Below are 25,814 nucleotides of genomic sequence, written 5' to 3'. Positions count from 1 at the left end.
GATGAAAAACTTAAAATATAATATTAATAAATTAATACTTTGCCTATTTGTAAGCATATTATGTGTTGCTTGTGATGAAGGTGGAGAATTAGACCCTGGAAATACTGCTACCGTTGAGGTAGCTGGTGAGTGGGTTGTTGAAATTCTAAGAGATGGATCACCAATAGATGTGAATTATATCTCTACATATAACACTGCAGATAATGTAGCCACCGAAATTTGGCTAGACGATCTACAACATGGCTGGGGCTTAAAAGCTAAAGTGCCTGTTGACATAGGAAATCTAACATTTTCTGGCTCTGGTTTAGAAGAAATATATTATGATGTTACCGTTGATATTACTGACGGAGTAATTATTAAAAACGGAACCACAGCTCCTAGCGGAACTGTAGTTGACAGTATCTATTTTAAAGCACAATTTTCTGATATTCCTAATGAAACTTGGGAATATGCTGGATATAAGAGAACGGGCTTCTTAGAAGATGATCTGAATTAAACGAGTATAAACTTTTAAAATCATGAAGAGCCAATCATTTAAATATGTTTGGCTCTTTTTATGAAAAAGAACATGAAAATGAAATATTATCCTATAATTCTAATTTTGCTGGTGTTTGGTTGTGAAAAAGATAATCCGACCTCTAATCCTGATGATGAACCAGATGAAAATATTATTATACCAGATAGCAACACTATCGGTACATTAATAAATTCTAGCACCAGTTGGGATTCTTTTACTCTATTTACGCCTTCGCAATCATCAGACACCTATCTAATAGATAATTGTGGACAAATGATCAATAAATGGACAAGTGATTATTTATCGGGCAAATCCGTTTATTTATTAGAAGACGGAAGCATTCTTAGATCTGGTGAAATTATAAATGAAAATATAAGAATCGGTGGTATTGGTGGAGCTATTGAGCTTATAGATTGGGATGACAACCTATTATGGAGCTATGTTTACAGTTCGGATCAATATAGTCATCATCATGATGCCATACCTTTACCCAATGGAAATTTTCTTTTATTGGTTGCTACCAGAAAAACATCTGAAGAAGCTATAGAAAACGGAAGAGATCCTTCTACATTGACTGAAGGAGAACTCTATAACGAACAAATTATAGAAGTTACACCTATTGGCCAAAACCAAATAGAAATCGTATGGGAATGGAATGTTTGGGATCATTTAATTCAAGATTTTGATCCTACCAAAGCCAATTATGGAATTATTTCAGATAACCCACAATTAATGGATATTAATTTCATTGGCCGTTCAAATAATAAAGCTGATTGGTTGCATGCAAATGGACTTGCATACAATAGTATGAAAGATGAAATTATTATTAGTTTCCAAGGTACTAGTGAACTGTTCATTATAGACCATTCAACAACAACCTTAGAAGCGGCTTCGCATACTGGCGGATTCCACAATAAAGGAGGAGACATTATCTACAGATGGGGAAATCCACAAGTATATGATCAAGGCTCAAGCGGTAACCGCACATTATACGGACAACATTATCCACATTGGATACCTGATTCGTATCCAGATGGTGGTAAAATCATTATTTTTAATAACGGATTGGATCGGGAAGGTAATTATTCTGAAGTGAATATAATTTCCCCACCCACAGATGGTTTCGGAAATTATCTTTATCAAACTGGAACAGCTTTTCTCCCAGAAGAGGCGGAATGGCAATATAATGATATAGGTAATTTTTCTTCAGAGATCATATCTAGTGCGCAAAGATTAGCAAATGGCAACACCTTAATTTGCGAAGGCCAAAAAGGAAGATTCTTTGAAATTAGTTCCAATAACAGAATTGTCTGGGAATATATTAATCCAGATTCAGGCTCTGGAATTCTTACTCAAGGTGAACAAGGTTTAGATAATGCTGTTTTTCGAGCATTAAAATATAGTCAAGACTATCAAGCTTTCAATAATCGAGAACTTATTCCTGAAAATCCTATTGAATTAGAACCTAATATTGGTAATTGTCAATAATTTCTAATGCGTTTTTAGAGAATAACAATTCTTTGAAATCATAATTGATCTATATTATGGTAAGCCAAATGAAATAAAAAGGTGCTTTATTTCCAGATATCAACAGACTGTAGCGTTCATTTAATTTTGACTGTTGCTTTTTAGAACTGTTTCAATATCTTTACAACATAAATCCATAATGGATGTTAGCCGAGATTAATCAGATTCCTGAACCTATCGAAATATTATTTTTTGATTTGGAATATTAATACATAAATGAAAAAAGAAACCACAATTTTTGGAATTAGAGCCATTATAGAAGCGATAAAATCTAACGAGACTATCGATAAGGTTTTTATGCAAAAAGGGCTTCATGGCGAACTGTACAAGGAATTAGAAAGCTTAATACGTTCAGAAGCCATCAATGCTTCTTATGTGCCCATAGAAAAGCTAAATCGATTAACACGCGGTAACCATCAAGGTGCCGTGGCTCAGATTTCGCCAATTGCCTTTCATGATATTGATAATTTGGTCATGAGCGTTATTGAATCCGGAAAAACGCCTTTGTTCTTATTGCTAGATCAATTGAGTGATGTTAGAAATTTTGGCGCCATTGTTCGTACAGCAGAATGCACTGGAGTCCATGGTATTATCATTCAGAAAAAAGGTGGAGCACCTATAAATGGAGATACCATAAAAACAAGTGCTGGTGCTATTTTCAAAATGCCGATTTGTAAAGTAGATCATATAAAAGATGCCGTTTTCCACATGCAATCTTCAGGAATTAAAGTCATAGCAGCTTCAGAAAAGGCAGATAATTATTTATATAACGTCTCTTTTAAAGAACCATGCGCTATAATTATGGGTTCTGAGGGAAGAGGTATTAATCCATCCGTATTAAAAGTGGTGGACGACCAGGCAAAGCTTCCCATTTTAGGAGAGATAGAATCATTGAATGTGTCTGTGGCATGTGGTGCATTTCTCTACGAAGCTGTTAGGCAACGTTCCTAAGTTTACAGTCACAGTCACAGTTTTCAGTAGTGCAACGTTGCTAGTTGGCAGTTTTTCATTCTTCAGTAGGGCAGTCTTCAGTTGGCTGTATCATTATTGGACTTTTTGAAAATGTAATTGATATTGGTATTCGGATTCTCTTTTGATTCAAGCTTTAAATTTTTTTCAATTTCAGATTCGATTTCAATTTCGTTTTCAAGTTCTGGTTCAAACTCAATAAAATTACCATCTTCATCAAAATGCTTCATAAATGGATCATCCTCTTCGTTATAATCCGCTTGTTCCCATTGGTACCTTTCAGGTTTCGCTATTTGTCTTCTGAATATTAATGCGAAGATTAATCCTGTAATCAAACCTGCCAAATGGCCTTCCCAAGACATTCCACTTTTAATTGGGAATACATACCAAATCATACTGCCATAGAGAAAGATAACCAATAAGGACAACGCAATAAGTCTGTAATGCTTAGCGAAAATGCCTTTAAAAAACATAAAACTGACCAACACGTAAACCAGTCCACTAGCTCCGATATGATTTCCATTACTGGCAATCAACCAGGTTAAAAATCCTGAAAACAAAAGGCCAAAGCCCATGACTTTCCAAGCAATTTTATTATAGAAATAAAACATGGCTAAACTGAGGACAAAAAGCGGTATAGAGTTATTATAAATATGATTGATATCTCCATGTAAAAATGGACTAGTCACAATACCTAATAGACCTTCAACCTTTTGCGGCCTTATACCGAATGCCTTAATACCGCTATCAACTCTTACTTGAAACCAAAACACCAACCAAATAGTAAACAAAATTATCAGTGGATAGACAATAATGCTGTTAGAATATTTGAATTGTTGGTTTTTGCTCATAAGTAAATTTAAAGAAATCTGTTCAAATTTATAGCCAAACTGAGATCGTATGAAAAATTGGCAGAGACTACAATCTTAAATAAGACGCATGTAAATTTAAATCTTCAATAGGAAATAAGGATTTTCGCAGATTATCAAAAATCAAAGATTTTCCAACGCGTCTTTAGAAATTTTAAAATAATCGATCCATCACAAAAGCATTTCGTAATTTTGAATTATGAATACACCTTTAGCCGAACGTTTAAGACCAAATACACTTGACGACTATTTAAGTCAGCAGCATCTAGTGGGTAAAAACGGTATGTTATACCAACAAATTAAAAGCGGTGTGATTCCTTCATTAATTCTTTGGGGACCACCTGGTATTGGAAAAACCACATTAGCCAACGTTATCGCTAATGAATCGGAGCGTCCGTTTTTTAAATTGAGTGCTATAAATTCTGGAGTTGCAGCTATAAGGGAGGTCATTGATAAAGCTAAAAAAAGTGGTGGATTATTTACGGCAAAAAATCCGATTTTATTTATTGATGAAATCCACAGGTTTAGCAAATCACAACAAGATTCTCTTTTAGAAGCCGTTGAAAAAGGTTGGGTAACCTTAATTGGAGCTACAACTGAAAACCCGAGTTTTGAAGTTATTTCTGCTTTGCTTTCCAGATGTCAAGTGTATACCTTAAATGCATTTAGCAAGGCCGATTTAGAAGCGTTACTGCAGCGTGCAATGACAGAAGACACTACACTTTCTAAATTAAACATTGAATTAAAGGAAACGGAAGCCTTATTACGATTCTCTGGAGGCGATGCTAGAAAATTGTTAAATATTTTTGAGTTGTTGGTCGCGTCATTTGAAGGTAAAAATATTATTATCACCAACGATTTAGTTACAAAGCAAGTACAGAGTAAAGCGGCTCGCTACGATAAGACTGGAGAGCAGCATTATGATATCATTTCAGCATTTATAAAATCGATTCGTGGTAGCGACCCAAATGCAGCCGTGTATTATTTAGCACGAATGATTGAAGGTGGCGAAGATGTGAAATTTATTGCTAGACGACTTTTAATTCTAGCAAGTGAAGATATCGGAAATGCCAACCCAACGGCGTTAGTCATTGCCAATAATACATTTCAAGCAGTTTCTGTCATTGGCAATCCCGAATCTCGAATTATTTTAAGCCAATGTACCACCTATTTAGCAAGTTCAGCAAAGAGCAACGCCGCCTATGAGGCTATTGGTAAAGCTCAACAATTGGTCAAAGACACAGGCGATTTATCTGTACCTTTAGCAATCAGAAATGCGCCAACCAAGCTTATGAAAGAATTGGGTTATGGCGATAGTTATAAGTATTCCCATAGCTATGAAAATAACTTTGCAGCTCAAGAATTCCTACCAGAAGAAATTGCCAATACCAAATTATACAACCCTGGAAATAATGCTCGTGAGCAGGCGCAACGAAATTATTTGAAGCTACTTTGGAAAGATAAGTATGGGTATTAATGAATCTGAAAGTAGTCCTTAGTAGACAGTCTTCAGTAAAAAGTCGAAAGTATTTTATTTGGATTGGTTTTTCAATTCTGCTTTAAATTTCTAATTCCTCAGTGTTGCGTCAATTTTTTTCTTATATGCGTTTTACTGAACACTGCGATCCGCCCGAACGAGCCTATTAGGAAAGGATAGGTTGCAACAGAAAACTCATTATCACCTATAACCTGTTAGAACTTAATATTCATTGATTTTTTTTCTTCAAGTTCTCCTGTATTTTCAGAATAATACCAATAACCATCTTCCTTAAAGACAATAGCACTTTTTCCTTGTACTATAAACACATTTTTTGCTGCTGTATTAAGTAAAACCATAACTATTCTTGGTTCAGAATTTACCAGTTGAAAACCGTTTTTGATAGGTTGCGCATAGTGTAATTCCGTAGTATCTGGTTTAGACAGAACCGCTATGGTCTCATTATCTACATCCTTAGCCTCATCTATAATTTTGTCTGCCTTTTTCTTGGCTATAACAACATCACCATCCTTCTTTTTATCATCAACTTGCGCTGTTGATGATTCAACAGTAGTATCTTGTGCTCCAACATAAGAATAATCTAAATCTTGAAAGGTTTCAAACGCTTCCCTTAAGGCTTCAGTATAGGCCTTTTGATAATCTTTTTCTCGCGATTCCCCTATTTGAGAGGTCTTTATCGTGTTACCGAAACAATCTTTCAGTGTGATTTCCAGTTTGGTTTTAAACAATCCGCTCTTTGCTTTTATAGCCTCGGAGTTTAATGCCAAACACCTATTATTCTTTAATTCTTCAGGTAAGTCATCATTAGCAAAATAAGCTTCATATCCATATTTGTTGAAAAGGAATTTCAATAGGGAATTCAATTGGTACTGATCTTCACTATTAGAAAACTCGAATGACTTTGGTACAAGGACATACTTAAAATTATTAATATCCTTTTGTGCCATTCCACATAAACTAATAAGTATGAACGAAACTGTAAAAATTATTTTCTTGAACATATTTTATATTTTTTAAAGATGATTTATAAGTGTTTTTAAATTTGTAACGCGTTTATAACCATGGCCGTTATAGGCATCTTTATAGTCAAAATGAATGGTATCCATTCCAATTTTGTGCGCACCTTCAATATCTGCTTCCAGACTATCGCCAATCATAATACTTTCTTTCGCATTAGCCTTGGCTAAATTCAGAGCAAAGTTAAAAATTTTAGGATTAGGTTTCTTAACGCCTACCATTTCAGAATTAGTAACGGTTTTAAAATACATTTTAATATTTGAAGATGTCATTTTCTTTTCTTGTGCTTCCTCAAAACCGTTAGTAATGATATGCAATTCGTATTTATCTTTTAGGTAATCCAGAATTTCAAAAGTCCCATCAAACAAATGGTTAAATGAGGAAAGGTTATCTATATAAGCTTCCGACAAATGATTGATCATATCATCCTCTATCCTCACTCCTACTCCATCAAAAGCTTCTTTCAATCTTCCGTAGCGCAAGGCTGATTTTGTGACTTTTTCTTCTCTATAGAGTTTCCAATAATTCAAGTTTATGGGTTCATATATTGACAAAAAATCGTTGAGTTCTACTTCAATTTTATTCAAATTAAAAATCTTTTCGAATGTTAAACCAGAGTTTTTATCAAAATCCCAAAGGGTATGATCCAGATCGAAAAAAACATGTTTTATAGGGTTTGTCATTCAGCAGATTCTAATATTAAATCAAATAGCGACCTAAAACCTTTCCAACGGTCTAGATTACTAAATGCATAGTTATGAAATATAGGAATAAAAGTACCATTTACAGCCTTAACTTCTTTGATTATTTTTTGTAAATGTTCTGTTTTATCTAATTCAGAATGGTACTTTAACAACCCATAATCCAAACATTGATATGAGTTGATCTGTAATGGTGTCTGCACTTCATAATCCAAATCGTAGAACTGAAATGGAGTACATGTACCAGCTCTAAAGCCTAAAGTATTGATGTAGCCCATCGTAAAATCTTGATGAATTTCTAATTCTACTAGATTACGATACGAAGTTGGTATATTCAATTTTGAAAATGAATGGCGAACCGCCTTTAAATCGGTATGTGTAATCGTTTCCATCTTAAGTTTTTCCATTTTAAGAATTGATACGTCATCCAAAGAGAGATATGATGCTTTAAGACCAACATCACAATAATCCGCAACCGATTTAATAAGCGAAACAAATTGTTTTTTGTTGGTATTGATGTTTTTATCATAAGTTGAATAATCGCCTATAAGAAAGAGGACCATAAACTTAAAATTATATTGTTTCTGTTTTCTTATGATCCACTTAAACGTATCGTAAGGGTCGCGTTTAAAACCCATCAACACCAAATAGCGTGAATACAAATGTTTCAGCCTGAATCGTCTGAGCTCATTCAAAGTGCCTCCAATGGTTCTTAAAAACCCTTTCTGCTTAAAATAATAAGCCATTGGGACGTCAATAACCGGCTGAACGCGATAATTCCGCGTTGGGAATTCGTAATCTGGAAACCGTTGTATTAAAATTTCCTTAAGCTTATAAGCCCAAATATCTACAACGGGTTGATTTAAAAATTTGTGCTGAAAGGCCAAACTCTCTGAAGCTAAAAAACGACCGTATTCGTCTCTTACATGAGGTAAATATTCTTCATATCTGCTGAGTAAATAAAAAGCCGCCGCAAAAATATCGAACGGTAAATCGCTACGTTCTCCCGTTGGGAAAAATCCCTTAGTATTATCCCATTGTTGTACGTTAATATCAATATCGGAAAGACCAGTTTCAAACAACAACTCATTACTTCTCACAAACAACTCATGACTCAACGGTTGTTTTGTATATGACATTTTAAGGCTGTCGTGCGCAATAAAATCTTCAATTTTTGAAGTAAAACGCACCTCTATTCCCAAAATACGCTTACAAATATGCTTAAACGTATAAGTAACTCTTGGTGTAATTTTATGTGTGTAAACTAGTAACATGTTTTCAGTTTGCAGTATTCAGTTGATAGTAGGTAGTCATAAAAATTATATAATATTCTCATCTGCGAAACTAAAATACGCTTTCTCGGTTATAATAAGATGGTCCAGAACTTTTATGTCCAAACTTTCTGCAGCTGCTTTTAATTTTTGGGTCACATCCTTATCAGATTTGCTTGGTTTCAACGTTTCTGATGGATGGTTATGGCAAAGTATTAAGGCCGTTGCCCCAACTTCGAGCGCATTTTTTAGTACTAAGCGCACATCAACTAAAGTGCCCGTAATTCCGCCTTTACTCAATTGGTTTTTATGAATGACCTTGTTGGAATTGTTAAGGTATAGAATCCAAAATTCTTCATGTGGCAAATCGCCAATAATAGGTTGCATTAGATCAAAAACCGAACGGCTCGATATTATTTTATCTAATCGAAGTGTGTCTTCCAACCGTCGACGTCTTCCTAGTTCCAATGCTGCAGCAATAGTTATCGCTTTGGCTTCTCCTATACCTTTAAATTCCATTAATTGTGCAATAGATAATTTCCCTAAAGCATTCAGATTATTATCAACGCTTGCAAAAATACGCTTGCAGAGTGCCACAGCACTTTCTTCCCGGTTCCCAGATCCGATTAAAATGGCGATCAATTCCGCATCACTTAACGATGTCTTTCCTTTGTCCCTGAGCTTTTCCCGCGGTTGATCGTCTTGTGACCAATTTTTAATTGAAAATGAAGTTGATTTCTCTGTCATGGACGAAAGGTTTTGTGAAGCAATACTTTATACATTTTATTACTGAACACATCCAAAGATAAAAAATTGTAAATTTAAGCATCAATTAAAAACACGAAATATGAAATCTATTTTTGAAGAAAATGCGTATAATGAAATAAAATCGCGAATCGATAATTTAAATGAAAACTCTAAGGCCAATTGGGGAAAAATGAGTGTTGGGCAAATGACGTGGCACTGCCAAGGCCCATTTAATATCATGCTACAAAAAGAAAACTATGGTTTAAAACCCAATTGGTTGGCTAAAGTTTTCTTTAAAAAAGGACTATACAACGATAAACCATGGCGTAAAGGTTTGCCAACTGCCAAGTTTTTAAAAGCTAAAGAAGATAAGGAATTCAATGCCGAATCCAAGACGCTTAAGACCTTAATTGATGAAGCCTATGCCGAAAAAAATAAAACCGAATGGGAGCCACATCCAGCATTCGGCTATTTTACAGCGCAACAATGGGGTCAAATACAGTACAAACATCTCGATCATCATTTAAGACAATTTGGAGTCTGAATTAGAAATTCAGTCCTCACTAGTCAGAAATGATATCAACATTCATAAATCAAAAATCGTAAATCTTTGTATCCTCCAAAACAGCATCAAGACAACGAAAAAAAACATTTAATTGAAGTGATGAAAACGTATCCTTTGGCGACGTTAATTTCAATTAAAGACAACCAACCTTTCATTACACATTTACCGTTAATTTATGACGATGGAAAATTGATAGGACACATTGATATTTATAATCCACAAGCGGAATTATTAAAAAACAATAATAATATTACCGTTATTTTCAGTGGTCCCAGTTGTTATATTTCTCCTAGTATATATAGTACAACCCAGCTTCCCACATGGAACTATATTAAAGTGCATGTTACAGGAAAAGTAAAAGCTATAAAAGATAAAATGGCTTTAAAAGAATCGCTAATTACTATGACCGAATTTCTTGAAGCGCCAAACCACCACTATGTTTTGAAAGCGGACAATCCACGAATGGAAAGTAATCTCAAATACATTGAGCTCTTTGAAATTGAAATAACAACTTGGGAAGGGAAATTCAAATTATCCCAAGATAAAAAGCCAAGAGATATCAAAGCTGCTCGTGAGGAATTAATAAGATCAAATCAGGAAAGTATAAAACAATTTTTAGATACGGTATTTTAATATTTTATATCTTATAAATTTTAATCCAAACCCAACATTATGAAAGACTTAAAAAAAGAAGATATTAGTCAAGAAGTTTTCGATTTATACGATGATTATGCGCACAATAAACTCAACAGAAGACAGTTTGTTGAAAAACTCGGCATATACGCGGTTGGCGGTTTAACGGTATCATCATTATTAAGTTTTATGTCTCCTGATTATGTAAATAGTTTACTGGTACAACCCGATGATCCCACTTTAGATTCCAAATATATTACTTACGAATCTCCAAAAGGTGGTGGCACCATAAAAGGGTTATTGTCACAACCAAAAGATAACAAAATCAAATTGCCAGGTGTCATTGTGGTGCATGAAAACAGAGGACTGAACCCATATATTGAAGATGTTGGAAGACGCACGGCAAAAGAAGGGTTTATTTCCCTAGCGCCAGACGCTTTATCGCCTCTTGGCGGTTATCCAGGAAATGATGACGACGGCAGAACCATGCAGAAAAAGCGGAACCAGCAAGAAATGCTCGAAGATTTTATTGCGGCTTACCATTACTTAAAGAATCATGAGAATTGCGATGGCAATGTTGGCGTCGTTGGGTTTTGCTTTGGAGGTTGGATCTCAAATATGATGGCTGTTCGCTTACCAGATTTAGGTGCTGCAGTTCCATATTATGGCAGACAACCAGAAGCTGAAGATGCTGTAAAAATTGAAGCGCCTCTTCTACTCCAATATGCCGAATTAGATACCAGAGTTAATGCAGGTTGGCCAGAGTTTGAAAAAATACTCATCGAAAACGGAATAGACTATCAAGCCTATATGTATCCAGGCGTGAATCATGGTTTTCACAATAATACGACACCAAGATATGATAAAGAAGCAGCAACTTTATCTTGGGACCGGACTATTGCTTTTTTTAACGAACATTTGAAATAATAACTATAAAAAGGAAAGAACGGTTTTGTTTGACGATATTAAAAAAATAAACCACCTTCGTTTTATAAGACTTATAAAACGTAAAATCAAATGCCATTAACACTATTATCTTCGCCTTTGCAAGGGTTTACGGACTTCCGATTTCGGAATGCCTTTAACCATTTTTTTGGAGGTATCGATACGTTTTATGCACCTTATATTCGGTTCAACAAAAAACTCATAATTAAAAATTCTTACCAAACAGACTTACAAATCGAGAATAATACAGAGCTCGAAGTAATTCCACAAATTATGACCAATAGTGCTGATGAGTTTCTGTTTGTAGTCGATTATATCCAAGAATTGGGTTACAAGGAACTCAACTGGAATTTAGGTTGCCCTTATCCAATGGTTACCAATCGTGGTATGGGTTCTGGATTGATTTGTGATCCGGAAAAAATCAATCATATTTTAGAGCGTGTTCATAAAGAAACAGATATAACGGTTTCTATGAAAATGCGCATGGGCTATGAGAACCCTGATGAAATTTTACACACCTTCCCTATTTTAGATGCTTATCCCCTTAAAAATATTGCCATACATGCGCGTATAGGGAAACAACTTTATAAGGGAGACGTTGACCTTGACGCTTTTCAACGTTGTATTGACAGTACAAAGCATAAATTATATTACAATGGTGATATTACCTCTGTAATTAAGCTCAAAGAGATGCAAATGCGCTTCCCAAGCATCGATCATTTTATGATTGGTAGAGGGTTGATTGCCGATCCATTTTTACCAAGTATGATTAAAAACGATACTATTACATATCCAGAAAACCGATGGGACATTTTTAGAGAATTTCACGATACTATATATCAGCAATACGATGCAGTATTGTCTGGTCCAACACCTATAAAAATGAAAATGCAAGGGTTTTGGGAATTCTTTGCGCAGTCGTTTTCAAATCCACAGAAAACCTTTAAGAAAATTAAAAAAGCGAACAAACCAAGAGCTTATCAACAAGCTGTTGCTGAAATTTTGCGGAATGGGTAGATTTAATTGGTTTTAGTTTGAAATTTATAGTCAAACTCGTTATTTCTAGTCGCATTGAGTTTAGTCTAAAAATACTTCTGTAAAAGTGTTTATCTGCATAATTTTACATGAATACAAAGTCTAGCTGAGTACATACAAATAAAACATCATGTAAGGTTTTAATAGAAACCCAACTAACGTATCTTTGCAAACTATTTAATGCTCGGAGTTATGGAAAACAATAAAATACTAAAATATTTAAATGACGTTTTAAAAAACATGCCCAAAGATTGGCTAAACCTTACCACGCATCGCTTAGATATTTACAATGAAAAATTAGCTAAATCACAGTTTTTAGATCAGTTTGAAACCTTATATCAAAACAATAACTCTCAAACTTCAGCACTCCATAATTTACCAACGGCTTACGATTATATTCGTTTAGGCCATCCTTTATCTTCCATTTTAGAATGGACCATTGCAAACATAAATGGTCTGAAATCAGAACAAGTGATTAGTTTTTCGTCACAAACGATTCCTATTTTGGCAATTCTTCGACGAAATTTATTCGACAACAAAAAAACCCAAATCTTATACACAGATCACTTACCAGAATATTTTGATGCTGAATTAATAAAGTCCGTTTATGGTTATGATTTCCAATTAATTAAAACCGATGATGCAGATGCTATCTTAGAATTTGAAGGCAGCACTATTTTTATGTCGCAACTGAACCGAATCGAGACCATTAATCGAAATATAAATATTGATTTCTATATTCATCTTTATGAGGATCTAGGCAGCATATTAGTAGTTAACGGTGCTAAAAACGACAGTTACATTTCAGCAATTCAACATGTACGACGGCGGGAAACCATTGCGATGACACCTTCTAATTGTTTGTTGGCATTAGAAGCATTGACGCACCAATCTTCTTTTAGTCCTCAAAAAAGTAATCTTAAAGCCAATAAAACATCAGTCTTAAATTCTATCAAAGACATTACTGGCGTAACCACTCAACCGCTCGTTGGTTCAAGTGGACTCTCTATTCAGTATGCGATTATGATGGGCTTAATTCATGATGCCCAGCAAAACCACAGCGGTAAAGCGATTAAATTTATTGTACCCACCAATTGTTATGGTGGCACCAATGACCAAGCCAGACGCGTTGCTGCTTGTACGGACAATGTTGATATTGTGGATTTAGAAGTGGATGGCGATAATGATATGGTTAAGAGTATTAACACCGTTTTAGCTAAAATTGCGCTCGACGATGCCGTTCCTTATATCATTGCGGAAATTCCGACCAATCCAAGAGTTGAAGTTCCAGATTTGCAACAACTAAAAGCGGTTTTAAGTCAAGAGCGTCAAGCAGCAAATGGTACTATGGCCATTGATCCCGTTTTTATTTTAGACCAAACTTTTTGTCCTAATGTTAACTTTCTAGGAGAAGGTGAAATACTTTCAACTGTGAGAACTATTTCTTATGCCAGTGGTTCAAAATTTCCGAGCGGAGGAAAATGTACTGCTGGTTATGGCGTTGCCAATACAAAAGCAGCACCTCTGATGGACAAGATAGCACTGCATTTAGAGCTATGCGATAATGAAGCAACAGATCTTCAATACGAAATCTTAGCGCAGCAAATGCCGTCAATGAATCAAAGGATTGTGGACGCTTATAAGAATACTAGAGACTTCGTCAACTTTATCCATAAGGTATTGCCTGATGCGAAAATTAATTTTGTTTCCGAAGAACTCGCCGAACAAGGGTTCACACCTTCTGTATTTTCATTAGATCTTCCTACCAAAGGCCACACAGCTCAGGAAAAAGAAACCTACAAAAGAGCCTTAAATCATAAATTAATCAATTTAATGATTACCAAAATCCCAAATGAAAGTAAGTACTGTGTAAGTTATGGACAGTTAAAAGGGTGTTATTGGACGATTCCCGCCACCTCAACCCAAGGTACCACAAAAGAAGGTGATAAAGATTATATTGCACGCGTTTCAATCTCACCAGATATGGATTTGGAAAAGCATAAGGAAGTGTTCTTGGAGTTTGTTGAGAGCATTTAAAGCGCTTTGTCATTCAGAGGGAAGCATTGACCGAAGAATCTTTATTTATTATTAATTGTTGTCTGAGATTCTTCGCTGCGCTCTGAATGACAAAAAAACAAGATAATACAAATGGAAATTTTAGAATGGATACAAGATTGGTTTAAAGCGAATGCTGACGGCGAATGGGAAAAGGGTGATGCCATTCAGATAACCACATTGGACAGCCCATTAGGTTGGGATGTTGAAATTGATATCTCAAATACGTCTATTGCCAATCTCGAAATCAAATGGATCCTCAATGAAAATGGGAAACAAGATTGGTATGGTGTCAAAATAGAAAATCAAAAATTCAGAGCCGCTGGTGATGCAGGAAAACTGATTTTTCTGTTGAATCTGTTTCGGGAAATGATTGAGAAGATTGAGAATGAATAAGATTATATTATTCTAAAATCCAAGAAAACGAAAGAATTTTTTAAAAAAACCATCTTTTTGTGCTTCTGTAGTTTCATCTTCTTGGAATTCGATAAGAAATACTCCAAAATTATTTAGAGTTTTATTGGGATTCCCTCCATTTAATGTCATAGGAAATGAGATTTGAGACATACCATCAATTCTTCCTGTTCTTAAAACCTCATCGTAATTCTCTACATCTCTAATGATGAAATTTGTTCCTTCTTTTAATCCATATTTAGAAAAATCGACAATAATATCCTCATTATTTTTGTTAAACAATACCACTCTAAAAGTATTTGGTTTATAAGTATTTTCAGTAATATCTAAAACAGGGTCTAAATCAAATTCTTTTATAGGTTTCCATTGACTGTTGGCATCTAAATTAAACTGGGAATTCCAGTTCTTAATATTATAATTTTCGGTATTGGAACGTCTAAATGCTTTACTCTTTTTTGTGTAATATTGATTGTTATCAAAATTCCAACGTTCTGTATTTAGGCTAAATAAATGCACATACCCTGTGTAAACCGTATTATTAGTAACAGTTAATGAGTTGGCATATAAAATCCGAAATGCATTATTTCTTCCAATAATAATATTGTTCTCTACAACAACATTTTCAACTGGTGCTTTTTTGTGAAATCCAATGGTTAATGACGCGGCATCACCATTAACTTCATTTTTTTTAAAGTTAGTATTATGATATAATATGTTATTTTTTACGGTAATGTTTTCAGCAATATTGATACCTTCCCTATCGTCTGTAGCGACGATAATGTTATCAACCGTTCGGTAATTGGAAGGTAATCCGCTATTAAAAATCACATTGTTATCTAAACTTATATTCTTTACCCATTCGGACGTTGCGTGTTTAGATGCAGACCAAACTTCTATGCCCTTATAATAGTTGTTAAAAATTATATTATCCTTTAATATGCGTGTTTCGGTATCACTATTATTTTGAACATAAAAACCTTCGCCTCTACCTTTTCCATCTGAACTAAGTGCCCCATTATTGAAAACAATACAATTAGCAATTAAGGTGCCTCCCGTATGTTTCCAGGAACCAAAACCAAGACCTGGATTATTATAAATCATTAAATTAATGAACTTGCAATTTTTACCACTTAAATGATTTACACCTGCAACGAATTTTGTAATGCCACCATTTCTATCAATTTGCCTTGTAAATTCACCTAACCATGTAACCTCAAAATTTTGAAATATTACACGAGTACTCCGAACATTTAAGGTTTGATCTTGTGAAGACTCCACGTTACCATTAAGCACCACTTTATCATCTTTATAAGCACTTACCGTTATATATTTATCCTCTATAGTACTGTTTAGAGTGCTCGAAAAACGGCCATTGTAAATACCTTTGTGTAACCAAATGGTATCGCCTCCATTAACAACCTTGGATTTCTGGCTCAATGCTGTCTGTAAATCCCAAGGATTTTGTAAACTACCATTTCCGATTTGAGTACCAGGCGTTTCAGAATGGTTTTCTGGAAACACGTGGAACTCTTGTTGTGCATAAGTTAGAACAACTGTAAATAGGCATAGAATTGACAATACTATTTTCTTCATGGTAGTAAAATTACAATTACTGTACCATAAGATGAATTAAGAAAGAACGAATCCATATTTAACTATTCATCTCATCAAAATCTAAACCATTAAAATCTCTAGAGTTCATTCAAACCGTTCTGTAATACGAAATGGATACATTTCTAGTATTCGATTTCTTTCTTCATAAAGTTTCTCATCACGACTAAACTGATTTCGGCGAATCATTTCATCTAACTTATCAAAATTTTCAGTTGCTCTCAATTCCCAAACTGCTGTTTTATGTGCTGATAAAACATTAATATAATCTTGATAGGTTGCATCATCCGCATAGATGTATTCAATTATAGATGTTTGATTAATATGAGTTTTGAGATTCCTCGGAAGCATATTTAAGGGTACTTCACGATTATCAATTTCAATACTTTCAGAAATATGCACGCTTAGTGTATCCTGAAACTTTTGTTCTTTATAAAAATCCCAACCTGGAACTTTAGGCGGCTTTACTATACGCGGAAAAGCTTCTTGTAAAGAAGGAGAAATTCGAGTCTCTAATTGATTATTATAATAGCTAGCAGTTGATTCATCATTATTAGAAACTTCATAGAAGAGTCTCCATAGGTTCATCTCTAAAAGTATTAATTCTAATTCTTTTATATATTTAATTGGTATACTTTTATTTGCCCTTAAACGAACCCATGTTCTACCATGCTGATAAGACTGTTCATTGTTATAATCCAATACTAACATAGATAAAGCATTCCATTCTATCCGCTCATTTGCTTCATTAAAAACACCAACATCATTCTCAGATACTAATTCCATTTTTAAAACTAGGTTATCATAGTAATACTTACGTTTATTATCGTTGAGATAAAAGCTGGAAGGAACATCTATTGTTGGGTTTGAATCTAAAATAGACTCATCCATTGATTTATAATCTATAACATCAACTCGACTTAGAATAAACGTGAGAATTAGAAATACTATTAAGTGAACGCATTGAATTTTCCATCGATTTTTCTTTATAACAGTTATAAGTGTTTTCCATAAATCTAAATACAATACAATAATTAATAATATTGAGGGTAATATAAAAGTAGTAATAAATTTTGTACCCATAAATTGAGAAGCAAAAATTCCAAAAAGAAACCAAACTTTAGCAAACCAATGAATAAAATTAAATCCTAAAAATGCTTGGTCATTTAATATTCTTGTGCGTTTAATATTTCTTCTAGAGAAGGCATTTTGTGGACGAGAAAATAAAAAACTAATTGTAATAGAATTGCCCAAAATCATTGAAATCGCTGCAAAGAAAAGATTATATAATTGCCTTTCAGTTTCAGGAATTACGATAGGTCGATACTCAAAATCTAGAAACATCATTCTATCAGTTTCTCTTAAGACATAGAAGAAACTATAAATCAATACTGCAGAAACTAGACCAAGAAAAATTGACAAAACAATTCTTTTCTTAGAAATTGAATTAAAATTTACATGAGAATCATAAAATAAATGATTGAAATTCATACTTGATTGGCTCTAACAAATAAGTCTTAGAATTATCATATTTGTTACGAAACAAGAGTTAAAATCCTAATCTGATGAGATCCTGAAACAAGTTCAGGATGACAAAACGTTAAAACAGTTTTGTCACCTCCCCAAAATCCAAACCACCATAATTACCAGAACTCATTAACAATAACGACTTATTTAGAAAATCCTGCGAGAACAAAAAGTCTTTAAATTCATCTGGATTGGTGTAAATAATCAAATCATCGCGTTCAAACGCATTAGCAATTTGTTCTTTAGTAACTTCTTCTAATTTTTTAATTTCCACAGCGTGTGGCGAATAAAATACCACGGCGACATCTGCTGCGTCCAATGCACCTTTGTATTCTTTTAAGAATTCCGCATTAAGACTACTATACGTATGTAATTCCAAACAAGCGACTAAAGTTCGGTCGCTGTATTGCTCCTTGACCGCTTTGGTTGTCGCTTCTACTTTACTTGGCGAGTGTGCAAAATCTTTATAAGCGACGCTTGTTTTAGATTCGGCAATTTTTTCGAGCCGTTTGCTTGCACCTTTAAACGTAGAAATGGCTTCGTAAAAATCGTCTTCATCAATTCCCATATGTTGGCAAATCCATTTGGCACCAGCTAAGTTATTTAAGTTGTGAGCACCAAATACTTCGATAGGCATTGGACCTTCTGGAGTTTCCAATAAGGTCTCGCCATTTTCGACCGAATATTCTGGAGTTTTATAGGCAATCTTCCGAATCTGATTTTCGGAGGCTTCCACTACGCGTTTTACTTCAGCATCTTCTTCATTATAATTGATACTTCCACCTGTAACTATAGAATCCACAAAAATGCTAAACTGTTCCACATAGTTTTCATAAGTTGGAAATACATTGATATGGTCCCAAGCAATGCCACTTAACAAGGCAATATTAGGTTTGTACAAATGAAATTTTGGCCGCCTATCAATTGGAGAACTTAAATACTCATCGCCTTCCAACACCATAAAATCATTATCTTCAGTCAGTTTTACCATGACATCAAAACCTTCGAGCTGTGCGCCAACCATATAATCCACATCTCTATCATGATAATGCAGCACATGCAAAATCATTGAGGTAATCGTCGTTTTTCCGTGGCTTCCGCCAATAACAACCCGTGTTTTATGTTTGGATTGTTCGTAAAGAAATTCAGGATAACTGTAGATTTTTAAGCCGATTTCTTGGGCTTTTAACAATTCAGGATTATCAGCTTTAGCATGCATTCCCAAAACTATGGCATCTAAAGAAGACGTGATTTTTTCAGGAAACCATCCAAATGACTCTGGTAATAAGCCTTTAGCTTCCAATCGCGATTTTGAAGGATTGAAAATTTCGTCGTCACTACCAGTGACTTTGTAACCTTTATTGTGAAGTGCTAAGGCTAAATTGTGCATTGCGGCACCACCAATGGCTATAAAATGTACGTTCATTTAACAAATATCAACTTACAAAACTCAAATTCCAAATTATCGGCTCGCAAAGTCTTGATTCGAATAAAAATCTCTCGTAAAGACACAAAAGCACAAAGACTATTCTTTTAAAACGATACTGCAATGAAATTACCTCAACTTAAAAAGGCCAGCGTAAATTCATGCTTCAAAAAATCCATTTTTTTGTCCATATAGCTTTGCGAGACTAAAAACTTATTATTTTACAAATCCGGATTCACTGCCAAACTATTAAATAACTTCGCCTTGGTACTAAAAAATTTATTCTGTATTTCTATAGCTTTTAATTGTCCGTCAATCAATTTCGATTCTCTAGAGTTTACCAAAAACAGCGAACTTTCCCCTAGCTCAAATTTTCGTTCTTCTGCAAGTAGCATTTGCTGATAATCCGACACCATTTCTGTTGTAATTTCATTTTGTGCACTATAAGATTCCAATTCTTGTCTTAAAGCATTGATTTTATTTTGAAGATTAACACGCGTGGCATCGCGTTCGTATTCCGTGTCTTGTAATTTTAGTTTTGCTAGCTTTAAATCGCCACGTTCTTTTCTTAAAAACAATGGAAAACTTAGATTTACGCCTCCTTTATATTCCGCAGTATTAAGTGTTCTGACGACTTCTGGCGTTTCAGTTAAGAAATTATATTCCACATCAATTCTCGGTAACAATTTATTCGCCTTTAATCTTGTATCCACTTCTAAACCTTCTAACTTATAACCTAAGGACACCATTTTTGGATGGTTTTCTAACACAACGTCATCACTCCGTAATTGATTGATATTAAAAGTAGCATCTATAATTGGTTCTGAATTTATGTCAGGAATCACATTGGGCTGTAACTCAACTGGAACATTATTGTCCAACCATAAAAAATTAGACAGTTCCAAAGCTGCTTTTATCAATTTCACCTTAGATTGCTCTAAACCCAATTTTCTATTGTTGACTGCAATTCTGGCTTCGGTAGCATCAATTTCAGCATTCTCACCAACCTCAACACCTTTTTGCACGCCATCATAACGTTGTTGGGCATTGGTCAAAATATTTTCAAATAGCTTCAGTTCATTATACGCTTGTAACCATTCGAAATACACCAAAGACGCTTCAAACAATATGTTGTTGACGTATAAATCGCGATCTGCTTTGGCTTGTTCCCTAAATAACTTGGCTTGTTTTAATGCTGCCATTCGATTATTAATCAACAATCCTTGACCTAGAGGCACAGAAACACCTGCGCTGTACAAACCATCTTCTGGTACAAAATTTTCAGGATTTAAATAGTCTCCAGAGTTTTCTTCAAACACTGCTTTTAATTCTACGCCAAACCAAGTCGGAATTTTAAAGATTCCATTAAGTTTATCATAATATTCCGTGTTTTTGAATTGCTTTCTACCGTAATCAACTTCAATCTTTGGATCGAAAGCTCCACGGGATTTCATCAATTTGGCCTGACTTTCATCAATCACCAATTCTGCTTGCTTCACAATCGGGTGGAATTTTTTAACGTATCCTAAGTATTCATCAAAACGAAGCCTATTAGATAAGTCCTCCGTTTGAGAAAACCCAATATAACTAAAGCCTATAAGAACTATTGTAACTATGAATCTCATTCTTATTTCTTTTTAGCGGTTGCGCCTTCAGGTTGATAATAATTAGGTGGGAATCCATTCAATTTTCGCCATAACTCGAACCAAATTGGTACATCATCCAATAACGCCATAGTGTAGGCACCTGATCCAGCTCTAATTGCTTCTGGCCATTTTTCGGCTTCTTCATCTGGTGCTAGAAGCACTCTAAACTTACCGTTGTCGCTAATAAAATTTTCTACAGCCACCACTTTGGCACCATAAGTTCCGTAAGACACATTTGGCCAACCACTGAAAACGATAGCAGGCCAACCATCGAATTGCACGCGCACTTTTTCTCCTAAATTTAATAAAGGCAAATCAATAGGTTCTACAAAAGTTTCTACAGCCAAATCCACCTCAGCTGGCATGATGCCGACCAATGCTTCACCTTCCTTAAAGGTTTGCCCTACGCCTCCTCTTATCGCTTTATTAATGTAACCATCGTAAGGCGCCGTAATAAATAGTAAATCGTTTCGCATTTTGTAATTAGAATATTCATTGTCTAATTTAGATACTTGGGCTTCGGTATCAAACTGACTCGATTGTGCTGTAAACTTATCACTTTGCGCTTTGGAAATCTTATCAGAATATTCAGCATTGACTCTCGAAATTTCGAATTGCGCATTGAGTACCTCGTTCTTGCTCGCTAATAATTTATTTTCCTGTGATATTAATTTTGCTTCTGTTTCCTGAAGTTTTAATCGCTTGTCCTCAACATCCTTTGTGGCTTTAAAACCTTCTTCTTGTAATGTTACTGTACGGTCAAATTGACGTTCTGCAATTTGCTTATTGGTCTTGGCTGCTTCAAAATCAATGCTATCACTTTGCACCTTAAGTTTCGCTTGAAGCAATTTATTTTTCGCTTGCTCTAACTTCAGACCACGCTCATTGGCTAAGGCATCAATTTGTCGGTTTAGTGCTTTTACTTTTTCTTCATAAGAACCTACGGATTGTGATTTAGCATCACGTTGCTGAGCGGTACGCTCCACCAAATTAGGATCAAAATATTCGCTTTTAATTTCTGAGATTTTCATAATCGTATCACCTTTAGCAACAAAATCACCTTCCCTAACCAACCAAATCTCTATTCTACCAGGAATTGGAGATTGAATGGTTTGTGGTCTTTGGTCTGGCGTCAACGTGGTTACGTTACCTCTCCCTGTTATGTTTTGCGTCCAAGGTAGAAATAGAATGATGATTCCGATGATGGCAAACGCTCCTAAGAAACGATTGAAATACATATAGTATCGTCCGTGAAATACGCGTTTTCCTGATTTGGAATCCGAGATATCCACCGATTTATGTAATTGATTATGAGATATATTTAGCATAAAATGTTCTTTAAATAATTTCACCTTTTTTAAGGGTCACCACTTGAGTACAACTTTGTGACCAATCATTACTCATACTTACAACAACTAGAGCCCAAGGATTGTCATCACTGGTTAAGAACGAAATGATTTTCTTGACTTCTTTTGCCTCAAAATGCTCTAATGGATCTTCTAAAATAAGCACCTTTGGTTTGTTTACTATAGCTCTGGCCAATACAATTTTTTTAGCAATTGTAAATGAAATCTGCTTACCCTCTGGATATAATATGGTATTGAGGCCTTTAGAACTTTCCTTAATAAATTGATACAGTCCAACATTCTCGATGGCCCACATTAATTGCTCATCTGAGACATCTGGATTTCCAAAAGTTATGTTTTCCCTGATGGTACCTTCAAAAGGCGTTTCATCCGCTAGAGATAATCCTAAGTGACTTCGATAATGGTTGAGATTAACGTTGCGTAACATAAATTTATCTAAATATACTTTTCCATATGTAGGCTCTATGATTCCACCAATTAAACGGAGTAAACTCGATTTACCCGAACCACTTTCGCCTTTTACCAATAGTCGGCTCTTTGGTTTAATGACCAATGAGACATCTTTAATGATCGCATCATCTTTATCTGGTACCTTATAAGACACATTATCCAATTCAATATTAAAGTCGTTTTTGAATTCTGGTTTATCTCCTTCTTGCATTTCCAATTCCTTATCCACAACCTGACCCATTTTCTCTAAAGAGGTAAGTACATCATAAAAGGACTCCAAACCTAAAATGAGTTTTTCAACTGATGCAATGACGAGAAGAATTATAATTTCTGCAGCAACGAATTGACCGATATTCATTTCTTGATTTAAAACCAATAATCCACCAATCAATAACAAACCAGCCGTAACTATAACCTTAAAGCCTATCATTTGAATAAATTGAATAACTAAAATTCTAAAATGACTTTCTCTTGCCACCAGATATTCGTTTACCAATTCATCGTTTTTTTCAATAGCTAAGCTGGTCTTACCAGAAAGTTTGAAGCTGACTACAGCCCTTGCGACTTCTTGTATCCAATGGGCGACCTTATATTTATTTTTGGATTCCATAAGACTTGTGTCCATACCTTTTTTAGCCGTGAACTTAAATACGATATAGATAAGAATTAATAGCAAAATTCCGAAAGCAATAAAAAACGGATGGTAAAAGGATAACAATATCAAAGCAAATACGATTTGGAGAATTGCCGCAGGAATATCCACTAAAATCTTAGCCAAACCTTTTTGGATATTCAAAGTATCAAAAAATCGATTTGCCAATTCAGGTGGATAACTGTTGCGTAACTCATCCATCTTTAGCTTTGGAAAACGATAGGTAAATTCAAAAGAGGCCCTTGTAAAAATACGTTGTTGAATAGTTTCAATAATTCGCATTTGCATTAATTGCAATATTCCTACAAATGCAACACCTACGGTTACCAGAATGACAAGAATAATCCAGGACGTACTTACCTGAGCACCTTGTATTAAATTGATTATAGCCTGTATTCCCAAAGGCAATGTAAGTGCTAAAAAGCCAGAAAAAATGGCGTAGTAGATGACCTGTAAAACATCTCTTTTCTCTAATTTTAAAAGACCCACTAGCCTTTGCCAAGGAGACATTACTGTTTTTTTTTCTGCCATAATTATTTATTAATGGTTTTAATGGTCAACTCTTTAAAGAAATCTGTTGGTGTGGTGTTGCCATCACAGTCTGTAATTGATGTAAAGTGATCAGCCAAATAGTGCTGATGAAGTGCACCATCTACAATTGTACTCGCTAAAGTCAGTGAAAATTTATAATCTGAATTATTATTGGAAATCATATCACTTAAGCGTTTCACTAAACGTTTGTATACTATAAAATAGCCTTCTTTATTTTCGCTATCCACTTCTTTGGTTAGAAACGATTTAGAATTTTCGTTGATAATAATTCTATTTAGTACGATTTCATCAATATGATCAAAGGCTACATCTTGTTTTATCTTTTGAGTGACGATTTCAATGGCTTTGAATAATTGTTCCTTGTGATCTTTCATATTAAATGTGGCAAACACCATCTGATATTCAATCCAAGCCCAATACCAAGAGGTAAGATATAGAAGGAGCTTATGCTTACTTTCAAAATAACGATAAATAGAACTTTCGTTAGATCCAATTTTTAAACCCAGCTTCTTAAAGGTAAAACTGTCAAAACCAATATCATCTATTAAAAGAATACTATGTTCAATAATGCGCTTTCCTAAATCTGATGATTCTGGATCTTTTATGTAAATTTTATCAGGTACCTGAATCTTTAAATTTGAAAGTAAATTAATCATAACTAAAATATTTAATTGCAAATATAATAGTATTACTATTAATTTTGGGTATTTAACAATTATTTAGCATCCTATAATTAGGATGAACTCTAAAATATAAATGATGAAAATTAACCTATAGCTCGGAAATTGCTGATTTTTCGTCCTTAAAGACTTGTATTTCGGGCAAACCAGCAATCGCTTTATTAATCCAATTTAGGGCTTCAGACTTATTATCCTTGTGCTTATAAATTTGCGCCAAGCGATAATAAGCCCATTCTTTTGGTACGCCATCCTGAGCCGAGTGATTGGTTAAATAGGCTTTAATACACTTCTCACCTTTATTGAGCTGAATATTATAATCTGCACAAACTTTTCCGATTTGATAGTGCATTGCATTGCGTTGGTGTTTGTCTTTCGCTTCTTCTAAATTACCAATGGCTTTTTCTGGTTGGTGTTGACCTTCGTAGAATTTAGTCAACTTTTCATAACAGGTTACAGAACCGCCTACCTTTATGGCCAATCTGTAATATTTTTCGGCCAGTTCTGGTTCGTCATCATATTCGTAAACATAACCTTTAGCTAAGTAGCCATCGACTTTTGACAGATTTTGTAACTCATTGGCATATCTTAAAGCTTTGTCATTACTACCGCCTATAATACCTGGCAAGGACACGTATAACTCCACCAGAGCCCAACGTGCTTCGATATGGTTTGGGTCTAATTGAGCTGCTTTTATAAAAGAATATTTAACGTCGCCTATAATGGCGAGGGCTTTTAATTTACTTATGCTTAATGCTTTCATGCCTAAAGCACCACCATATTTATAATGGTAGTCTGCATTTTCTGGTCGTTTCTGTTTTAAAATTTGAAATTGTGCAATGGCTTCATCCCATTTTTTCTGATAGCCATAGGCTTCGCCTAAAAGTTCAATGGCCTTCATATCGTTTGGATTCGATACTAAAAAATCGGTCATTTCGTTTTGTGCCTTTACGTATTCTTTATTCGCTATAAACGCCTCAGCATTTGCTATAGACGTTTGGGAATAACAAAACGAAGACAACAATAAAACAAACAGAAATCTCAGCATATTAATATTCGGTTATCGGACAAATATATGATTTAATAACGTTCAGTTTCCTCAACAAATTGTTAACTTCACTCATCGAAATGAACCTTTTACTC

23 protein-coding genes are annotated in these 25,814 nt (G+C 34.6%); 10 read left to right on the top strand and 13 right to left on the bottom strand.

The annotated features are described in order from the left end of the window. Position 1 precedes the first annotated feature (1 nt). The 3 genes from HM990_RS03370 to rlmB all read left to right on the top strand — a co-directional run bounded on the left by HM990_RS03370 (position 2) and on the right by rlmB (position 2,995). Complete coding sequence (locus HM990_RS03370; protein ID WP_178987591.1) at positions 2–496, top strand: lipid-binding protein; 495 nt, start codon at positions 2–4, stop codon at positions 494–496. Between the two features lie 78 nt (positions 497–574). Continuing rightward, positions 575–2,005 (top strand): aryl-sulfate sulfotransferase, encoded by a 1,431-nt coding sequence (locus tag HM990_RS03365; RefSeq protein WP_178987590.1) that lies wholly within the window; start codon positions 575–577, stop codon positions 2,003–2,005. A gap of 255 nt (positions 2,006–2,260) precedes the next feature. Then, positions 2,261–2,995, top strand: a complete 735-nt coding sequence (gene rlmB, locus HM990_RS03360) for a 23S rRNA (guanosine(2251)-2'-O)-methyltransferase RlmB (RefSeq protein ID WP_178987589.1) — start codon at positions 2,261–2,263, stop codon at positions 2,993–2,995. 77 nt (positions 2,996–3,072) lie between these two features. Here rlmB and HM990_RS03355 read toward each other — a convergent pair whose 3' ends face one another. After that, a complete protein-coding gene (locus HM990_RS03355; RefSeq protein ID WP_178987588.1) occupies positions 3,073–3,864 on the bottom strand; it encodes a rhomboid family intramembrane serine protease in 792 nt (263 codons plus the stop codon). Between the two features lie 217 nt (positions 3,865–4,081). On the opposite strand from HM990_RS03355, the gene HM990_RS03350 reads away from it, so the two are divergent. Beyond that, on the top strand, positions 4,082–5,359 hold the full coding sequence (locus tag HM990_RS03350; RefSeq protein ID WP_178987587.1) for a replication-associated recombination protein A: 1,278 nt from the start codon (positions 4,082–4,084) through the stop codon (positions 5,357–5,359). A gap of 215 nt (positions 5,360–5,574) precedes the next feature. On the opposite strand, the gene HM990_RS03345 is transcribed toward HM990_RS03350, so the two are convergent. Genes HM990_RS03345 through radC form a run of 4 tightly spaced genes read right to left on the bottom strand, consistent with a single transcriptional unit; the run spans position 5,575 to position 9,116 of the window. After that, positions 5,575–6,381, bottom strand: a complete 807-nt coding sequence (locus tag HM990_RS03345) for a hypothetical protein (protein WP_178987586.1) — start codon at positions 6,379–6,381, stop codon at positions 5,575–5,577. A gap of 12 nt (positions 6,382–6,393) precedes the next feature. Continuing rightward, positions 6,394–7,080, bottom strand: a complete 687-nt coding sequence (locus tag HM990_RS03340) for a YjjG family noncanonical pyrimidine nucleotidase (protein ID WP_178987585.1) — start codon at positions 7,078–7,080, stop codon at positions 6,394–6,396. Then, positions 7,077–8,372, bottom strand: coding sequence for a polysaccharide deacetylase family protein (locus HM990_RS03335; RefSeq protein ID WP_178987584.1), 1,296 nt, complete (start codon positions 8,370–8,372; stop codon positions 7,077–7,079). Before HM990_RS03335 ends, HM990_RS03340 begins: the two co-directional genes overlap by 4 nt. A gap of 45 nt (positions 8,373–8,417) precedes the next feature. After that, complete coding sequence (gene radC / locus HM990_RS03330; protein ID WP_178987583.1) at positions 8,418–9,116, bottom strand: RadC family protein; 699 nt, start codon at positions 9,114–9,116, stop codon at positions 8,418–8,420. A gap of 100 nt (positions 9,117–9,216) precedes the next feature. Between radC and HM990_RS03325 the strand changes: the two genes are divergently transcribed. From HM990_RS03325 to HM990_RS03300, 6 genes are all read left to right on the top strand, one after another. After that, on the top strand, positions 9,217–9,660 hold the full coding sequence (locus HM990_RS03325; RefSeq protein WP_178987582.1) for a DUF1569 domain-containing protein: 444 nt from the start codon (positions 9,217–9,219) through the stop codon (positions 9,658–9,660). A 66-nt stretch (positions 9,661–9,726) separates the two neighbouring features. Further along, positions 9,727–10,314 (top strand): FMN-binding negative transcriptional regulator, encoded by a 588-nt coding sequence (locus HM990_RS03320; RefSeq protein ID WP_178987581.1) that lies wholly within the window; start codon positions 9,727–9,729, stop codon positions 10,312–10,314. A gap of 39 nt (positions 10,315–10,353) precedes the next feature. Further along, on the top strand, positions 10,354–11,241 hold the full coding sequence (locus tag HM990_RS03315; RefSeq protein ID WP_178987580.1) for a dienelactone hydrolase family protein: 888 nt from the start codon (positions 10,354–10,356) through the stop codon (positions 11,239–11,241). Positions 11,242–11,331: 90 nt separating this feature from the next. Further along, positions 11,332–12,276 carry a tRNA dihydrouridine synthase gene (locus HM990_RS03310; protein ID WP_178987579.1) on the top strand — a complete coding sequence of 315 codons (945 nt, stop codon included), beginning with the start codon at positions 11,332–11,334 and terminating at the stop codon, positions 12,274–12,276. Positions 12,277–12,486: 210 nt separating this feature from the next. Continuing rightward, a complete protein-coding gene (locus HM990_RS03305) occupies positions 12,487–14,331 on the top strand; it encodes a PLP-dependent aminotransferase family protein (RefSeq protein ID WP_178987578.1) in 1,845 nt (614 codons plus the stop codon). 111 nt (positions 14,332–14,442) lie between these two features. Beyond that, complete coding sequence (locus tag HM990_RS03300) at positions 14,443–14,745, top strand: immunity 53 family protein (RefSeq protein WP_178987577.1); 303 nt, start codon at positions 14,443–14,445, stop codon at positions 14,743–14,745. Between the two features lie 12 nt (positions 14,746–14,757). Here HM990_RS03300 and HM990_RS03295 read toward each other — a convergent pair whose 3' ends face one another. The 8 genes from HM990_RS03295 to HM990_RS03260 all read right to left on the bottom strand — a co-directional run bounded on the left by HM990_RS03295 (position 14,758) and on the right by HM990_RS03260 (position 25,719). Beyond that, the gene (locus HM990_RS03295) at positions 14,758–16,356 is read right to left on the bottom strand and encodes a right-handed parallel beta-helix repeat-containing protein (protein ID WP_178987576.1); all 1,599 of its coding nucleotides are present in this window, start codon (positions 16,354–16,356) and stop codon (positions 14,758–14,760) included. Between the two features lie 105 nt (positions 16,357–16,461). After that, entirely contained in the window at positions 16,462–17,865 is a 1,404-nt protein-coding gene (locus tag HM990_RS03290) for a hypothetical protein (RefSeq protein ID WP_178987575.1), read from the bottom strand. 109 nt (positions 17,866–17,974) lie between these two features. Then, entirely contained in the window at positions 17,975–19,327 is a 1,353-nt protein-coding gene (locus HM990_RS03285; protein ID WP_178987574.1) for a UDP-N-acetylmuramate--L-alanine ligase, read from the bottom strand. A gap of 221 nt (positions 19,328–19,548) precedes the next feature. Further along, positions 19,549–20,952, bottom strand: a complete 1,404-nt coding sequence (locus HM990_RS03280) for a TolC family protein (RefSeq protein WP_178987573.1) — start codon at positions 20,950–20,952, stop codon at positions 19,549–19,551. A 2-nt stretch (positions 20,953–20,954) separates the two neighbouring features. Beyond that, complete coding sequence (locus tag HM990_RS03275; protein ID WP_178987572.1) at positions 20,955–22,301, bottom strand: HlyD family secretion protein; 1,347 nt, start codon at positions 22,299–22,301, stop codon at positions 20,955–20,957. A 10-nt stretch (positions 22,302–22,311) separates the two neighbouring features. Next, on the bottom strand, positions 22,312–23,973 hold the full coding sequence (locus HM990_RS03270; protein WP_178987571.1) for a peptidase domain-containing ABC transporter: 1,662 nt from the start codon (positions 23,971–23,973) through the stop codon (positions 22,312–22,314). Between the two features lie 2 nt (positions 23,974–23,975). After that, positions 23,976–24,650, bottom strand: coding sequence for a TetR/AcrR family transcriptional regulator (locus HM990_RS03265; protein WP_178987570.1), 675 nt, complete (start codon positions 24,648–24,650; stop codon positions 23,976–23,978). A 115-nt stretch (positions 24,651–24,765) separates the two neighbouring features. After that, positions 24,766–25,719 carry a tetratricopeptide repeat protein gene (locus tag HM990_RS03260; protein WP_178987569.1) on the bottom strand — a complete coding sequence of 318 codons (954 nt, stop codon included), beginning with the start codon at positions 25,717–25,719 and terminating at the stop codon, positions 24,766–24,768. Positions 25,720–25,814 lie beyond the last annotated feature (95 nt).

This window comes from Winogradskyella schleiferi, assembly GCF_013394655.1.
In the GTDB taxonomy this organism is placed as follows: Bacteria; Bacteroidota; Bacteroidia; order Flavobacteriales; family Flavobacteriaceae; genus Winogradskyella; species Winogradskyella schleiferi.
This window is presented reverse-complemented; position numbering and strand designations above follow the sequence as displayed.

What these genes read in the sequence shown, in the direction of transcription:
- HM990_RS03345 (WP_178987586.1), bottom strand. Translation starts at nt 6,381, where the DNA reads ATGTTCAAGAAAATAATTTTTACAGTTTCGTTCATACTTATTAGTTTA.
- HM990_RS03310 (WP_178987579.1), top strand. Translation starts at nt 11,332, where the DNA reads ATGCCATTAACACTATTATCTTCGCCTTTGCAAGGGTTTACGGACTTC.
- HM990_RS03260 (WP_178987569.1), bottom strand. Translation starts at nt 25,719, where the DNA reads ATGCTGAGATTTCTGTTTGTTTTATTGTTGTCTTCGTTTTGTTATTCC.
- HM990_RS03370 (WP_178987591.1), top strand. Translation starts at nt 2, where the DNA reads ATGAAAAACTTAAAATATAATATTAATAAATTAATACTTTGCCTATTT.
- HM990_RS03275 (WP_178987572.1), bottom strand. Translation starts at nt 22,301, where the DNA reads ATGCTAAATATATCTCATAATCAATTACATAAATCGGTGGATATCTCG.
- HM990_RS03270 (WP_178987571.1), bottom strand. Translation starts at nt 23,973, where the DNA reads ATGGCAGAAAAAAAAACAGTAATGTCTCCTTGGCAAAGGCTAGTGGGT.
- HM990_RS03335 (WP_178987584.1), bottom strand. Translation starts at nt 8,372, where the DNA reads ATGTTACTAGTTTACACACATAAAATTACACCAAGAGTTACTTATACG.
- HM990_RS03285 (WP_178987574.1), bottom strand. Translation starts at nt 19,327, where the DNA reads ATGAACGTACATTTTATAGCCATTGGTGGTGCCGCAATGCACAATTTA.
- HM990_RS03300 (WP_178987577.1), top strand. Translation starts at nt 14,443, where the DNA reads ATGGAAATTTTAGAATGGATACAAGATTGGTTTAAAGCGAATGCTGAC.
- HM990_RS03265 (WP_178987570.1), bottom strand. Translation starts at nt 24,650, where the DNA reads ATGATTAATTTACTTTCAAATTTAAAGATTCAGGTACCTGATAAAATT.
- HM990_RS03340 (WP_178987585.1), bottom strand. Translation starts at nt 7,080, where the DNA reads ATGACAAACCCTATAAAACATGTTTTTTTCGATCTGGATCATACCCTT.
- HM990_RS03315 (WP_178987580.1), top strand. Translation starts at nt 10,354, where the DNA reads ATGAAAGACTTAAAAAAAGAAGATATTAGTCAAGAAGTTTTCGATTTA.
- HM990_RS03350 (WP_178987587.1), top strand. Translation starts at nt 4,082, where the DNA reads ATGAATACACCTTTAGCCGAACGTTTAAGACCAAATACACTTGACGAC.
- rlmB (WP_178987589.1), top strand. Translation starts at nt 2,261, where the DNA reads ATGAAAAAAGAAACCACAATTTTTGGAATTAGAGCCATTATAGAAGCG.
- HM990_RS03355 (WP_178987588.1), bottom strand. Translation starts at nt 3,864, where the DNA reads ATGAGCAAAAACCAACAATTCAAATATTCTAACAGCATTATTGTCTAT.
- HM990_RS03295 (WP_178987576.1), bottom strand. Translation starts at nt 16,356, where the DNA reads ATGAAGAAAATAGTATTGTCAATTCTATGCCTATTTACAGTTGTTCTA.
- HM990_RS03325 (WP_178987582.1), top strand. Translation starts at nt 9,217, where the DNA reads ATGAAATCTATTTTTGAAGAAAATGCGTATAATGAAATAAAATCGCGA.
- HM990_RS03290 (WP_178987575.1), bottom strand. Translation starts at nt 17,865, where the DNA reads ATGAATTTCAATCATTTATTTTATGATTCTCATGTAAATTTTAATTCA.
- HM990_RS03365 (WP_178987590.1), top strand. Translation starts at nt 575, where the DNA reads ATGAAATATTATCCTATAATTCTAATTTTGCTGGTGTTTGGTTGTGAA.
- HM990_RS03305 (WP_178987578.1), top strand. Translation starts at nt 12,487, where the DNA reads ATGGAAAACAATAAAATACTAAAATATTTAAATGACGTTTTAAAAAAC.
- radC (WP_178987583.1), bottom strand. Translation starts at nt 9,116, where the DNA reads ATGACAGAGAAATCAACTTCATTTTCAATTAAAAATTGGTCACAAGAC.
- HM990_RS03280 (WP_178987573.1), bottom strand. Translation starts at nt 20,952, where the DNA reads ATGAGATTCATAGTTACAATAGTTCTTATAGGCTTTAGTTATATTGGG.